Genomic DNA, 13849 nt, shown 5'->3' on the forward strand with positions numbered 1-13849 from the left:
CAGGCCAGGCTTGTCTGTTTGGCGCCTGGCCATCAGGCGCATCAGGCGCCTGGATAGCCGCTTGCTCCACTCCTACTGGCCGGGCGCGTTCGCGCCACCTCGTCGGCGTAGCCACTGCGGCGGAAGGCGGCAATGGGGTCGGGGTCAAGCCCCATCTCCTCGCGCGCCTGCGCTAGCAAAGGACGAACATCGGTCTCGAAGGCATCCCGCAGCACCCGATAGGCTCCAAGCACATCCCCCGCGGCCTGGGCCTCGCTCAGACGCTGGCGATCGACGAGCAAGGCGCGGGCGTAGGCGCTCTGGATATGGAGCACCGACTGAATCATAGCCTCGATCTTGGGTTCAATGTTATGCGACTGATCGATCATGTAATCAATGCGCGGCGCCTGGGGCTGACTGGCTGCAGCAACCAGCTCATTGAAGACTAGAAACAGCTCAAAAGGATGCTGTGAGCCGACGATCAGGTCATCATCAGCATAGCGCCGATCGTTGAAATGGAAGCCGCCGAGTATCTCCTCGTCAAGAAGAAAAGCCACAATATGGGCCAGGTTGGTTCCCTGGGCATGGTGCCCGGTATCGACCAGAACACGCGCCTGCGGTCCCAGCTTGCGCGCCAGGGTATAGGCCATTCCCCAATCGGCCAGATCGGTATGGTAGAAAGCCGGCTCAAAAAACTTATATTCGATCAAGAGGCGCATACCAGGCGCCAGGGCTGCGTAAATCTCGGCCAGGGTCTCCTCCAGACGGTGCTTGCGCGCTCGCAGATCGTCCTGGCCGGGATAGTTCGTTCCATCGGCCAGCCAGAGGCTGATCGTATCGGAGTCGACCGCACGCGCGATCTGGATGCACTCCAGAACATGCTGCACGGCGCGCCGGCGCACCGCTGGATCAGGATGGCAGAGGCTGCCAAAGCGATACTCCTCATCCTGAAAGAGATTGGGATTGACCGCCCCGATGCGAACGCCCAGCTCGGCAGCATAGGCTTTGACTGCCTCCCAGTCGTCTTCTTTATCCCAGGGAATATGAATGGCCACCCGCGGGCAAACGCCCGTCAGGCGATGGACCAGGGCCGCATCGGCCAGCTTTTCGCGTAAATTGCGGGCCGCCCCAGGCCAGTGAAAGACCTTAAAACGAGTCCCTGAGTCGCCGTAGCCCCAGGAAGGCGTCTCGATCGTAAAGCGCTTGATAGCCTCCAGCACGCTGCGCCGCTCAGCCGAGCCCAGCTCCTCGCTGGCAAGCCGGTCGCGGCCCACCTTCGGCTGATCCTGTTCTTGCTTCAAGCGAACCTCCTTCACTTCGCTACACAGCAGTTCATAGCAGCACTGAATGGGGACACTGGAACAGAGGTACAAGAGTGCAACAAATTGGCCCGAGGCAGGAGCAGCGAGCCACAGCCTGGTCTCCACAGGCAGCAGGCCGCTGGCCGGCCCCATCGGCTCCAGGCCAGGTCGGGCGTCGCAGTGCACTCCGCAGGTCAGCATCCGCCAGAGGCAGCGACGCCCTTGGCAGCTCTAGAAGTTGAACTGGTCGATGTTATCCTTGTTAAAGACCGTTGGTGGGCCAAGCAGGACCACATTATTAGGGCCGATGGTCTTCGTACCGAGCTTGCCGGCGTTGAAGCTCTCACCCGGCTTCCCCGTAATCTTGCCCTCCACCAGGGCAGCAGCCGCATAGTAGGCCAGGTAGCCCAGATCAGCAGGGTTCCACAAGGCGAACTCCGGGCACGTCCCATCTTTCACATACTTGCGCATCAGATTCGGCGTCCCCAGGCCAGTCAGCATGACCTTGCCACCCTTGCCCACCGACTCAATCGCGCGCGCCGCCGCGGCCAGCCCTACCGTTGTTGGTGAAATGATCCCCTTGAGGTCGGGATAAGCCTGGAGTAGCCCCAGCGTCTGCTGGAAACTTTGCTGGTCATCATCATTACCGTATGCAATCTTGACCAGATGCATGTTCTTGTACTGAGGCTTCGTTAGCTCATCCTTCATGTACCCGATCCAGGTGTTCTGGTTGGTAGCCGTGCTGGCCGCCGAGAGGATGGCGATATCGCCGCTGTAGTTAATCAGCTTCCCCAGAATCTGGACCTCGATACGCCCGATATCCTCGGAATTGGCCTGATTCACAAAGATCTGGCGCGCATCGGGAGCGACGTCCGAGTCATAGCTGACCACCTTAATCCCCTGCTGCATGGCCCGCTTAAGGGCCGGCGCCAGGGCGTTGGGATCGTTGGCCGAGACCACGATAGCGCTCACATGCTGCTCTGTCAGCGTGTTAATAAACGGCACCTGTGCCGCCGCGCTACTCTCCGTCGGGCCAACCTGCTTGAACTGCCCCTTCAGCTCTGTGGCTGCCTGCTTGGCGCCATTGGCCGCGGTATCGAAATAGGGGTTGTTGATCGCTTTGGGGAGAAAGGCAATATTGAGCGAAGCGGAGCTTCCGCCCGAGCTGCCACTCCCGCTACTGCTGCTGCCACCGCAGGCAGCCAGCATCAGCAGCATTGCCACAGACAGAGCGGTGAGCAGTGTACGCAACAGCGTCTTCACTGTTTTCCTCCTCCTTACCAACGCTCCCGCAAGCGGAGCGTCCTGGTGTGGTAGTGGTGATGACAACCAGCACATCTATTCCGAGACAGGGCACCATGCCAGGCGAGGGTCGAGTCAGCGCCGGGCCCGACCAGCCGATCAGGCCAGTCAGCCGGGCTAGTGGCGCTGCCCTCGCTCGCGGGCGCGGGCAGCTCCTGTCTCTTCAGGCGCAGGTAGCGCGGCTCCGCGGGCCAGCCCGCCAGCAGGCCCATTGTCAGCCGCGCGTCTGCGCGAGGCCGCCTCTTGCAAACGCCGAACCACATTAGGCCCCAACACCGAAAGAATGAGCAGCGCGCCCACGGCAATATTCTGGATATCGCCGCTGATATCCGCCAGGCCCAGGGCGTTGCGCAACACCCCAATGATCAAGAGCGAGAGCACCACGCCGGGCAGACTGCCGCTGCCGCCGAAGATATTGACCCCACCCAGCAACACAATCGTCACCACATCCAACTCAAAGCCGAGGGCGTTATCCGCACGCGCGTTGGAGAAGCGCGCCGTGAAAACCACACCGGCCAGGGCCGCCACCAGGCCCGAGAGGACAAAGAGCAGTAGCTTGATATCATCAACGCGGATGCCGGCAAAGCGAGCCGCTTCCTTATTGCTGCCAATGGCATAGATCTGCCGGCCCAGCGTACTGCGATGCAAGAGCAAGGAGAAGATCAGTGCCAGAGCAACGAAGAGGACGAACGGCCAGGGGATCAGCGTACCCGGCACCGTACCGAAGCCAAAGTTCGTGAAGGCTGGCGGGAAATTGCTCACCGCCTGGTCGCCCATGACCACATAGGCCAGGCCACGAAAGAGGGCCAGTGTGCCCAACGTGACCACCAGCGAGGGGAGGCCGAGGCGCGTGACCGCCAGGCCATTGACGAGGCCGCAGAGGGCGCCAATCAGCAGGACCAGAGCAATGGCCAGACCCAGTGGCAGGCCGTGGCTCCAGGTGTAGCCGAGTACGACGCTCGCCAGCCCCAGAATCGAGGCCACCGAGAGATCGATCTCCCCGGCGATCACGATCAGCGTCATGGTCAGGGCCATCAGCGCCTTCTCCATCATATCGCTGATCAGCAGCGAGAAGTTGGACAGGCTCAGGAAATACGGAGAGAGCGCACTCCCCAGCGCCAGAGCGAGCACCAGCAGCACCAGCAGCAACGCCTCCCACGAGCGCATCCAGGCCAGCAAACGAGCGAGACCGCCACCCGAGGCAGCTGCTCGCCGGTCCTCTTTTGCTAATGCCGGCGCCGAAGGAGCAGCTGCAGAGGAAGCATCGAGGTCGAGCGCAGGCTGCTTGACTTCGGACGAATCACTCATCGTTGCCTCCCACCGCGCAGGCGGTGCTGGAGCCAGCGCGTAATCAGGGCATCCAGCGTCACCGCTGCCAGAATAGCGGCGCCATCGATCGCCTGCAGCCAGAACTGCGACAGCTTCAACAAGGTCAAGGCATTATCAATGGTTCCGAGCACGATCGCGCCAAGCATCGCCCCCAGGATAGTCCCGGAGCCGCCGAAGATATTCACTCCGCCCACGACGACCGCGGCGATCACCTGTAGCTCCAGGCCCGTCGCCGCCCCCGAATCGACTGTCGCAAAGCGTGCGCCCCAGAGCACTCCAGCAAAGCCGCTCAAGAGGCCACAGAGCAGAAAGGTCAGGAAGATCAGGCGCTCAGCGCGCAAGCCGGCCAGGCGCGCCGCCTCGGGATTGCTTCCCAGGGCATACAGCTCGCGACCGGTGCGGGTCGCCCGCAACAGATAGGCAAAGATCAGGGCGATGGCTGCCGCAAAGACAATCAGAGCCGGGACTCCCAGAATATGGGTGGTTGCCAGGGAGAGGAAGCTATCTGGCACGTCGTAGGCGCTCACCTGCGTTCCGCCCGCGATATACGAGTCCAGGCCGCGGTAAAGATAGAGCGTTCCCAGCGTCGCCACGATGGCCGGCACCCTTCCCAGGGCCACAATCAGGCCGTTGACCGCCCCCAGAACGGCCCCCAGGGCGCAGCCAAGCAAGATAATCAGAATCACCGGCGTCTGCGGATGGTTCTTCAAAACGTCGGCGCAGACAAAAGCGGTCATGCCAACGGTAGAGCCGACCGAGAGATCCACATTGCGCGTCAGGATCACCATTGTCTCGCCGACTGCCACAATGGCCAAAATGGCGATCGAGAGCAGGATCTGCTCGAAATTGCCCGGCGTCAGGAAGCGCGGCGTCTGCAGACCGACCAGGGCAACGATCACCAGCAGCACGACGATCAAGCCCAGCTCTCGCACACGGCCCACCAGGGCCACAAGGCGCTTGCCGCCGGGGCGCACGCGCCCGCGCGACTCCTCTACACGGGTCGTTGTTGTGCTCATGCACGTACCTCGCTCACCTGCTCTGTCTGTTCTGTCCCGTTGCTGCCAGCATGACTTTCTCCTGATCGGCCTCGGTGCGACTGAACAGGCCAGTGACGCAGCCCTCATGCATGACGAGCACCCGATCCGACATGGCCAGAATCTCGGGTAGCTCGCTGGAGATCAGGAGGATGGCCAGACCACGCGCGGCTAACTCGGAGATGATGCGATGGACCTCGGCTTTGGCGCCGATGTCGATGCCACGCGTCGGCTCATCAAGGATGAGGATACGCGGCTCGGTCGCCAGCCATTTGCCCAGCACTACCTTCTGCTGATTGCCACCTGAGAGGGCGCGCACCGGCTGGGTCAGGCGCCCACCGCGCACGCGCAGGCGCTCAGCATAATCGGCGGCGATTTTCAGCTCCTGGCGCGACCTGATCAGTGAGAAGCGCGCGACGCGTTGCAAAATAGAAAGGGTGATATTTCGGGCGATGGAGAAATCGAGGACGAGGCCCTGCTGATGGCGATCTTCGGGGACGTAGGCGATACCATAGCGCATGGCATCGCGCGGCGAACGGATGCTGACCGGGCGCCCGTCAACCAGGATCTCACCGCTCTCGGCCTGATCGATGCCGAAGAGGACGCGCGCCACCTCAGTGCGGCCTGCCCCAACCAGACCAGCCAGCCCGAGGATCTCGCCACGCCGCAGCTGAAAGCTCACGTCGCGGAAGACACCGGCACGGGACAGATGGCGTACCTCCAGCACGACCTCACCAACTGCTGCCTCCTCTTTGGGGAAGAGAGCCGCCAGCTCTCGCCCTACCATGTGACGAACGGTCTCTTCGGGTGTCAGATCCTGAGCTGGAGCTGTGATCACCCGCTGCCCATCACGCAGGACCGTCACGCGGCTGGCCAGGCGAAAGACCTCCTCCAGGCGATGGCTGACAAAGAGGATCGCCACCTGCCGCGCCCGCAGCTGCTCGACGATGGTGAAGAGGTCCTCCACCTCGCGCGGCGAGAGTGAGGCTGTCGGCTCATCCATGATCAAGACACGTGCATCCTGCGACAAGGCTCGCGCAATCTCGACCAACTGCCGATCAGCCACCGAGAGGCCCCGCACCGGTAGATAGACATTCAGCTCCACACCCAGCGATTGCAGCAGCTGCTCTACCTCGCGATACATACGGCGCCAATCGATGCGCCCCAGGCGATCGCGCGGCTGATGGCCCATAAAGACATTCTCGGCCACGTCAAGATCAGGGAAAAGGGTCGGTTCCTGATGGATGACAGCAATGCCAACAGCCTGAGCCTGCGCGGGGCTGCGCAGCTCGACCGCCTCGCCGTTGATTTTGAGGAGACCACGATCGGGGCGGTGCACGCCTGCCAGAATCTTTACCAGCGTGCTTTTGCCGGCACCATTCTCGCCTACCAGCGCATGGACTTCGCCCGCATAGAGGCTCAAGTCCACCTCTTTGAGGGCTTGAATGGCCCCGAAACGCTTGCTAACGCCGACCAGCTCGATCACGGGCACCGCCGCTTGCGGCGCGGCAACTTCCATAGTTCCCCCTGGTGAGTGTCTTTCGCAGACGATCAGTGCTACATTCTATCCGCTGATCCGTTCGACGATCAGGCAATCGGCCAGTCAGTGAGCCTGGTCATTGGCTCGCTCTGGCCGGGGTGCATGGGCCGGCTGCTAATTGAAACGTTTCAATGCTGAGAGTATAATCGAGGCCAGCCTGATTGTCAAGGGGAAGAACGCCCTTATGCGCAGGGCAAACGGCAGGAAGATGGCCAGAGGGCAGACAGTTGTGGCATACTATCTTGTGATACAGTCGGGTCAGTCAGCAGAGGATGTGGCTTCAGCGGCCCTCCTGATTGCCACCAGGGCCAAGACAGGACCTTCTGCCCCTGGTAGATTGCGGCGCGACCCAGGCTGAATAATGCACAGCGACGAGAACCTCGCCCCAGCCCAGCGCGCAGGAGCGGCCCGTATTGAGAGGGAGCGACCGCCAGACCGCCTGCAGCACTAGGGGGCTTGCCTTATCATTATCATCTTCATGCCTATGGATTTCGCTTCTGTCTATGGAGTGCGTGCATGCCAAGTATTCGTGAGGTAGCCGAGCGGGCCGGTGTCTCGCTTGGGACCGTCTCTAATGTGTTGAATCATCCCGAGCTGGTAGCGGAAGAGACAAGGCAGCGCGTGCAGCGCATCATTGACGAGCTGGGTTTTGTCCGCAATGGTTCGGCGCGCCAGCTTCGCGCCGGGCGCAGCCTCTATATCGGCCTGGTAGTGCTTGATGTGGCCAATCCCTTCTTTACCGAGGTGGCGCGCGGCGTCGAGGATGTGGCCAGCGAGGCTGGTTACGTGGTCATCCTCTGCAATTCAGACGACTCGCCTGAGCGCGAGGCCCACTATCTGCGAGTGCTGGAAGAGCAGCGCGCGCACGGTGTGCTGATCACCCCCGTGCTTGATGACCACACCCATCTCTATCGCCTGCGCAAGCGCGGCATCTCTGTGGTCTTGCTGGACCGTCCGAGTCGGCAGTCAGATCTGTGCTCGGTGGCCGTCGACGATGTGCATGGGGGCGAGCTGGCTGTGGAGCATTTGCTGGCCCAGGGACACGAGCGCATTGCTTTTGTCAATGGCCCGCATTCGATTCGCCAATGCGCCGATCGTCTGGAGGGCGTGCAGCGGGCGGTGCGCGCGGCAGGCGCTGATCCCGCTCAGGTAGTCTTAGAGGTTACCAGGCCCTTTCTGAATGCCCGCGAGGGAGAGCGCGCTGTCGAGCAGATCTTGAGTGTGAGCGAGGCTGAGCGCCCAACAGCCATCTTCTGCGCCAACGATCTGCTGGCTCTGGGAGTCATGCGCGGCCTCACCAGGCGCGGCTTTGCGATCCCGCGCGACTTTGCCCTCGTCGGCTACGACGATGTTGATTTTGCCGGCATGCTTTCGACGCCGCTGACCTCCGTGCGCCAGCCCAAGTATCAGCTTGGCCGCAGCGCTGCCGAGCTACTCCTGGATGAGGCCGACCATCCCACTACGCACGAGCACCGCCAGCTTACCTACCAGCCCGAGCTGATTGTACGCGAATCCAGTAGCTACCGCCGTCCGCGGCGCTCCCGCTTCACGCGACCGGGCGCATCTCCTACCTCTCCCTGAGCGCCTACCCGCCTCTGCCTCGCCTTGCTCCCTACTTGCTGCTTATCCCAAACTGCTTCTTCGCTCTCTAACGTCGCCTGATGGCCAGTTTTGCCAGGCGCTCACCTGCTTGCAGTAAGGTCTCGTCGTTTTTGCAGAAGGAGAAGCGCAGATATTTGCTGCCGATATGGGAGTGTTCAGGGCAGTAGAAGGTCTCAGGGGGAATACCGGCGACGCCGATCTCGCTGATGAGATAGCGCGCAAATTCGAGCGGCGTGCCGTTGAAGACCGGTGAGAAGTCGGCCAGGACAAAGTAAGTGCCCTCGGGCACTCGATACGGGAGGCCCGCAGCATCGAGAGCCTGCAAGAGCAACTGGCGCTTGTGCTCGTATAGCTCCTTCAGGCCCCGGTAGTAGCTATCTGGAAGGCTCAGGGCGTAGGCAATGGCTTCCTGGGTGGGATGGTGCACGGCAAAGGTGATGAACTGATGGGCACGAGCGACACCGTCCACCAGGTCGGGATGACCATAGACCCAGCCGATCTTCCAGCCGGTGGCGCTGAAGGCTTTACCCGAGCTGCTGACCGTCACGGTGCGTTCGAACATGCCAGGCAGGGTGGCAATGGGAATATGGCGCGCATCGTCAAAGATCAGATGCTCGTAGACCTCATCGGCAATGACAGTTACATCGTGTTCGATGCACAGTTCAGCGATGCAGGCCAGTTCCTCACGCGAGAAGACGCGTCCACAGGGATTATGTGGGGTATTGAGGATGAGAGCGCGTGTTTTAGGCGTGAAGGCGGCGCGCAGCTCAGCGGGGTCGAAGGTCCACTGGGGTGGATGCAGCGGCACGTAGACGGGCGTGGCGCCGGCCATGAGGATATTAGGTACATAGGAATCGTAGAATGGCTCGATCACAATGACCTCATCGCCAGGATCAACCAGGCCCAGGACGGCGGCAAAGATGCCCTCGGTAGCGCCCGCGGTCACAATGACGCCGCGCTCCGGGTCGATCTCCAAGCCATAGAAGCGCGCCGCGTGAGCGGCCACGGCGCGGCGCAGCGAGGGCGTCCCTGGTCCCGGGGCGTACTGATTGTACTGGCCGGCTTGCAAGGCCGCCACGAGCTGGGCAATGATGTCGGGAGGGGTATCGAAATCGGGTCTCCCTTGCCCCAGATTGAGGGCGTTGTGCTGCTGTGCCAGGACGTTGATCTCCGTAAAAATAGTAGTCCCAAAGCTCGCTACACGCCGAGCAGCAGTAGCCATGCCTGTGTGCTCCTCACAAAGCTTTGATCAGTTGAGACTATTATACCTCTCTGGTATACTCCCAGTATATGCCGCTCTGGGGGAGAGAGGCGAGTGCCTGGTGAGTCTGACCTGCACTCGACCGAGCCGACGGAGCGGCCTGATGTCTTTGTCCGGCAGGGCAGGACCACTGAGCTGGCCCGCCGCCCGCCTCTCTGGTCTCATCTAGCTAGTCTGGTATCTGGTAGGGAGTCAAACGTCGCAAGATGGCTGTGGTGAGAGGATTGTACACTGTTGATTTGTTGAAGGATCAGCGTCTGAGCATTATGGGGCATCCAGCGGGCGGCGCCTTGCTGGAACAGGCCATCAAGATGCTGCGCAGCGCGGGGGTAGATGTGCTGGTCTCGCTGCTAACGGGTGAGGAGATCGAGGAGATTGGTCTCCAGCGTGAGGCCCAGACCTGCCAGGAGCAGGGGCTGCGCTATTTCCATTTCCCGATCCCTGACCTGCAGGGGCCGCCGCTGGATGGCGAGATCCAAGACCTGCTGAGCGAGCTGTATGAGCTGCTGTGTGCCGGTCAGCATATTGCAATCCATTGCCGCCTCGGCATTGGGCGCTCGGCGATGATTGCCGCCGGACTGCTGGTGCGCGCAGGCTACTCGGTGCCGCTGGCCGTGGGCCTGCTCTCGTCGGCTCGCGGCTGCTTTGTGCCACAGACACCGACGCAGCTGGAGTGGATTGAGGCCCTGGAGCGCTACTATCGCCAGCAGGGCCTGCCTTTTCTTGACGATGCCTGACTGAGCTGAACTGAGCCGAGCCGAGCGCGTCCGGCAGCCCTGTCCGCGATGATCTGCCCGGAGGCCATGCGGCCCATGCGGCCACTGCGGCCACGGCCAGGGTCAGGGGCCACACTCGCTTAAACTTCGCCATAGACCGGCAGGCCGCCCACGATGGTGGCCTGAATACCGTTGCTGACCAGGCGCTCGGGCGGGATCTGAAAAGGGTCCTCGGGCAAGACCACGGCGTCGCCAAACTTGCCGACGCTGAGCGAGCCTTTGTCGGCCTCCTCGGCACCAGCATAGGCCGCCCCAAGGGTGTAGCCATAGAGCGCAGCGCTCAGCGAGAGCGCCTGCTCCGGCAGCCAGGAGGGGCGCCCGCTCTCGGGATCGGTGCGCTGGACGGCGGCGTAGATGATGCGCAGCGGATCAAATAGCTCGACGGGAGCATCAGAGCCAAGAGCGAGAGGAATACCACGCTCGTACATGGTGCGATAGGCGTAGGCCCGTCGATGGCGCTCCCCCCAGTAGCGTTCGGCTATGTCACGATCGGCCACGGCATGGTAGGGCTGCACCGAGGCAATCACGCCCAGGCGGCGCATCCGCTCCAGATCGGTAGCGTGAATCAGCTGCACATGCTCCAGGCGATAGCGCAGGCGCTCGCCAGGGCGCTGGCCCTGCTCAGTCAGATGGCGCTGGGCCAGTTCGATGGCGTCGAGCGCCACGCGCGCCGCCCGATCACCAATAGCGTGGATGGCAATGAGCAGATTTAGCTCGCTCGCCTCCCTGACCAGGGCACGCATCTCTTCCTCGGGCGTAGCCAGAATCCCGTAATTTGAGAGACTGCCCTCGTAGCTGTCGAGCATGGCGGCGGTCTGCGAGCCAAGGGTGCCATCAGCGAAGATCTTGATGCCTCCAATGCGCAGCAGGACATCCTCTTCGTCCGCTTTGAGCAGACCAGCGCGCAGCTCGGGCAAGGGATGACGCTGGAGGATCATACGCACCCGCAGCGGCAGACGCCCCTCCGCCCGCAGGGAAGCCAATAAATCGTAGGTCGCGCGATCTTCGATATCGTGGATGGCCGTAATACCAGAGCGCAGGAGCGCTGCCAGCGTCTCCTGCAGGAGCTGGCGCGCCAGGGTCGGTGAAGGCGGGGAGATCAGGCGAGCAACCAGTTCCATCGCTGCCCCTTCCTGCAAAATGCCGGTCGGCTGGCCACTGCCATCGCGCAGAATAGCGCCGCCGGGCGGATCGGGCGTCTCGGCGGTGATGCCCGCCCGTGCCAGGGCCAGCGAATTCACCCACAGTAGATGACCGTCCTTGCTCCAGAGGGCGACCGGGTGCTCGGGCGCCGCCGCATCCAGTACTTCCCTGGTGGGGAAAGCGCGCGACGGCCAGCGATTGCGATCCCAGTGGCTGCCAACGACCCATTCACCGACAGGCGTACGGGCCACGCGCTCGCGCACCAACTGGGCCACCTCGTCGGCGCTATTGCAGGCCGCTGCGTCGATATCATGGCTGCGGTAAGCAGTGGCCAGCAGATGGATATGAGCATCAATGAAGCCCGGCAGCACCGTCTTGCCGCGCAGATCGATCAGCTCGGCCTGCGTCCCGGCAGCCTGGCGGACCTCGACATTGTCTCCGATCGCCACGATACGCCCGCTCTCACGCTCGACGGCCATCGCCTGGGCCTGGGGCCGAGAGGCATCCATCGTATAGAGCTTACCGTTGAGATAGACTATTCGGCTCATGCTCAGCGCCATCCTTTATAGAGCTGGGTTAGCTCGCCAGTGCGCTCACTGCGCCGCCCAGGACGCAACGGCGAGGTAGCGCGCAGGACCTTGTAACGGCTATTGCCGCCCACCTCCTGCACCTCCTCAAAGCACTCCTCCAGCACCGGCTCGTACTTCAAGAAGCGATTGGCCACCAGGTAGAAGCGCCCGCGACGCGGCGTCAGCAGCCGGGCACTCTCGCGGATAAAGCGCTCGCCGACGGCCTTTGTATTGACACCCCACACATGGAACGGGGGATTGGTCGCGATCAGGCTGAAACGCTGCCCGTTCACAGCGCTGGTGGCATCGCTGGGTAAAGCCTGGGCGTTGCTCAGGCCCTTTTCCTGCAGCCGCTGCTGCGCCAGGGCTACCGCCGCCAGGCTGGCATCAACCAGGGTCACACTGCCCTTACGAGCGCGCTCAGCAATATGCAGGCCAATATAGCCGGCCCCACAGCCGAGATCGAGCGCCACATCGGTCACATAGACCTCCAGCGACTCCAGCAAGAGGCGCGTCCCTTCATCCAGCTCACCACCAGCAAAGACCTCGCGCTGCGGCCAGGCCGGCGGCTCCGCAGACAGAGGCGTCTCGGCAGTCTTCTCCGCCGCTACGACCCGCCAGCCCTTGCTGATCTCTACCGTCTCCAGATTGCCAAAGTACTCGCGCATGCGCCGCGCAATTGAGAGAATCCCTCGATCCTTCGCTCCAGTCACATAGAGACGTCCGCCGGGCTTAAGGGCATAGCGGGCCGCCTCCAGCCCATAGTAGACCCAGGCTTTGGAGGGCTGATAGAGCAGATTCATGACCGCGACATCTATGGTATTCGGCGAAGTTTCTCGCGTATACTCATGGAAAGGAATGTGTTGTAACTGGCTGCGGGCAGGGACAGCGTACGCTTGTTCAAGGGCGCCGACGTTGTCTTCCGCCAGGATGATTCGCCCACGGCTGAGTTGACGTGCGGCCACCTGGACAAAGGGGTCCGCCGCTGAATTTAAGATCAGCAAGCGCTGCTCAGCATGCAAAGGAACATTGTCAGCTAAGAGTTGAGGATGGAGCATACGCATGGCCCTCTACGTTGATACTGCTTTCATAGATGATATCACGAACGTGGCCCGCACGGTACCATTAGCCGGCGTGACCACCAATCCAACGCTGTTGCTGGCCGCCCGTGAGCGCGGTCAGCAGCTCTCGCCCCGCCAGGTGCTGGAGGCGCTGCTAGAGGCCCTGAGCGGCCATGTCTTCATGCAGCCGGGCGCCAGCGAGGAAGAGGAGATGTATCGTGAGGCTCTCAGCTACATCGAGATGGCACCCGAGCGTGTTATCCCGAAAATCCCTATGAACCAGGTGGGCATGCGCGTGGCCCGCCGTCTGAGCAGTCAGGGCTATGCACTGGCTTTTACCGCCGTCACCACCGTGCCCCAGACTTATTGCGCCCTTCAGGTGCGCGCCGATTTCGTCATTCCCTACTACAACCGCCTGGAGCGCTCCGGGATCGATGCCACAGCCCGCATCGCTCAGATGGCCTCTCTCTGCCGCTCTCAGGAGCCAGCAACCACACGCGTGCTGGTGGCAAGCATTAAGACTCCCGAGGAGGCCGCCCGCGCTCTCCTGGCCGGCGCTCACGATCTGACCGCTCCCCCCCAGGTCCTGCTCGATTTGATCAGCGACCCGCTCAGCGAGGAGGCCATCCAGCGCTTCAATCGCGACTGGGAGAAGATGAACAAACTGTAATCGTTCACGTTGCGCTAGTATACGAGAACGATGAAAGAACGTTCATGAATCAGCCCCCCACGTTCATGCGATTCTCATCTGAGCGCGCTATCATGTAGGCGTAACAAGCTTCAGAGAACGGTTCCGCGGGCGCGAGGCAAACGTGGGGGGGATAGTAGAGAAACGGGACTCCTGGGGTCAGGCAACGTGGCAGGGTGGCACGTCTCTCTGGGCAGTTCTCCGTCATCTCACTACTACTACTTGCTCGACACGGATCGGCGCAACGTGGTGAGGGTGGTTACT

The 13849-nt window shown here is 62.1% G+C and carries 11 protein-coding genes; 3 read left to right on the forward strand and 8 right to left on the reverse strand.

The window, feature by feature from the left end; all coding sequences use genetic code 11:
- Positions 1 to 41: 41 nt before the first annotated feature.
- From rhaI to IRZ31_RS06085, 5 genes are all read right to left on the reverse strand, one after another.
- Positions 42 to 1223: an L-rhamnose isomerase gene (gene rhaI, locus IRZ31_RS06065; protein WP_363325640.1), complete on the reverse strand. Its 1182-nt coding sequence runs from the start codon at positions 1221 to 1223 to the stop codon at positions 42 to 44.
- Positions 1224 to 1511: 288 nt separating this feature from the next.
- Positions 1512 to 2498, reverse strand: coding sequence for a rhamnose ABC transporter substrate-binding protein (gene rhaS / locus IRZ31_RS06070; protein WP_363325641.1), 987 nt, complete (start codon positions 2496 to 2498; stop codon positions 1512 to 1514).
- A gap of 201 nt (positions 2499 to 2699) precedes the next feature.
- Positions 2700 to 3749 (reverse strand): ABC transporter permease, encoded by a 1050-nt coding sequence (locus tag IRZ31_RS06075; RefSeq protein ID WP_112434198.1) that lies wholly within the window; start codon positions 3747 to 3749, stop codon positions 2700 to 2702.
- A gap of 137 nt (positions 3750 to 3886) precedes the next feature.
- Positions 3887 to 4927, reverse strand: a complete 1041-nt coding sequence (locus tag IRZ31_RS06080; protein ID WP_112430249.1) for an ABC transporter permease — start codon at positions 4925 to 4927, stop codon at positions 3887 to 3889.
- A gap of 13 nt (positions 4928 to 4940) precedes the next feature.
- Positions 4941 to 6464 carry a sugar ABC transporter ATP-binding protein gene (locus IRZ31_RS06085; RefSeq protein WP_112430251.1) on the reverse strand — a complete coding sequence of 508 codons (1524 nt, stop codon included), beginning with the start codon at positions 6462 to 6464 and terminating at the stop codon, positions 4941 to 4943.
- Between the two features lie 537 nt (positions 6465 to 7001).
- Here IRZ31_RS06085 and IRZ31_RS06090 point away from each other — a divergent pair.
- Entirely contained in the window at positions 7002 to 8066 is a 1065-nt protein-coding gene (locus IRZ31_RS06090; protein WP_112430253.1) for a substrate-binding domain-containing protein, read from the forward strand.
- A 67-nt stretch (positions 8067 to 8133) separates the two neighbouring features.
- Here IRZ31_RS06090 and IRZ31_RS06095 read toward each other — a convergent pair whose 3' ends face one another.
- A complete protein-coding gene (locus IRZ31_RS06095; RefSeq protein WP_112430255.1) occupies positions 8134 to 9309 on the reverse strand; it encodes an aminotransferase class I/II-fold pyridoxal phosphate-dependent enzyme in 1176 nt (391 codons plus the stop codon).
- A 245-nt stretch (positions 9310 to 9554) separates the two neighbouring features.
- Here IRZ31_RS06095 and IRZ31_RS06100 point away from each other — a divergent pair, with 245 nt between their 5' ends.
- Positions 9555 to 10085, forward strand: coding sequence for a dual specificity protein phosphatase family protein (locus IRZ31_RS06100; protein WP_112430257.1), 531 nt, complete (start codon positions 9555 to 9557; stop codon positions 10083 to 10085).
- A 119-nt stretch (positions 10086 to 10204) separates the two neighbouring features.
- On the opposite strand, the gene IRZ31_RS06105 is transcribed toward IRZ31_RS06100, so the two are convergent.
- Positions 10205 to 11815 (reverse strand): amidohydrolase, encoded by a 1611-nt coding sequence (locus IRZ31_RS06105; protein WP_297151032.1) that lies wholly within the window; start codon positions 11813 to 11815, stop codon positions 10205 to 10207.
- Positions 11816 to 11817: 2 nt separating this feature from the next.
- Entirely contained in the window at positions 11818 to 12894 is a 1077-nt protein-coding gene (locus IRZ31_RS06110; RefSeq protein WP_297151035.1) for a methyltransferase, read from the reverse strand.
- Positions 12895 to 12898: 4 nt separating this feature from the next.
- On the opposite strand from IRZ31_RS06110, the gene IRZ31_RS06115 reads away from it, so the two are divergent.
- Positions 12899 to 13567 carry a transaldolase family protein gene (locus tag IRZ31_RS06115; protein ID WP_297151037.1) on the forward strand — a complete coding sequence of 223 codons (669 nt, stop codon included), beginning with the start codon at positions 12899 to 12901 and terminating at the stop codon, positions 13565 to 13567.
- The last annotated feature ends 282 nt before the right edge of the window (positions 13568 to 13849 follow it).

It is taken from the genome of Thermogemmatispora sp., assembly GCF_019683635.1.
Lineage (GTDB): Bacteria > Chloroflexota > Ktedonobacteria > Ktedonobacterales > Ktedonobacteraceae > Thermogemmatispora.

Bases quoted from the DNA above. Each gene is read 5' to 3' on its own strand.
- IRZ31_RS06095 (WP_112430255.1), bottom strand. From the start codon at position 9,309: ATGGCTACTGCTGCTCGGCGTGTAGCGAGCTTTGGGACTACTATTTTT.
- IRZ31_RS06075 (WP_112434198.1), bottom strand. From the start codon at position 3,749: ATGCGCTCGTGGGAGGCGTTGCTGCTGGTGCTGCTGGTGCTCGCTCTG.
- rhaS (WP_363325641.1), bottom strand. From the start codon at position 2,498: ATGCTGCTGATGCTGGCTGCCTGCGGTGGCAGCAGCAGTAGCGGGAGT.
- IRZ31_RS06080 (WP_112430249.1), bottom strand. From the start codon at position 4,927: ATGAGCACAACAACGACCCGTGTAGAGGAGTCGCGCGGGCGCGTGCGC.
- IRZ31_RS06115 (WP_297151037.1), top strand. From the start codon at position 12,899: ATGGCCCTCTACGTTGATACTGCTTTCATAGATGATATCACGAACGTG.
- IRZ31_RS06110 (WP_297151035.1), bottom strand. From the start codon at position 12,894: ATGCTCCATCCTCAACTCTTAGCTGACAATGTTCCTTTGCATGCTGAG.
- IRZ31_RS06100 (WP_112430257.1), top strand. From the start codon at position 9,555: ATGGCTGTGGTGAGAGGATTGTACACTGTTGATTTGTTGAAGGATCAG.
- IRZ31_RS06105 (WP_297151032.1), bottom strand. From the start codon at position 11,815: ATGAGCCGAATAGTCTATCTCAACGGTAAGCTCTATACGATGGATGCC.
- IRZ31_RS06090 (WP_112430253.1), top strand. From the start codon at position 7,002: ATGCCAAGTATTCGTGAGGTAGCCGAGCGGGCCGGTGTCTCGCTTGGG.
- IRZ31_RS06085 (WP_112430251.1), bottom strand. From the start codon at position 6,464: ATGGAAGTTGCCGCGCCGCAAGCGGCGGTGCCCGTGATCGAGCTGGTC.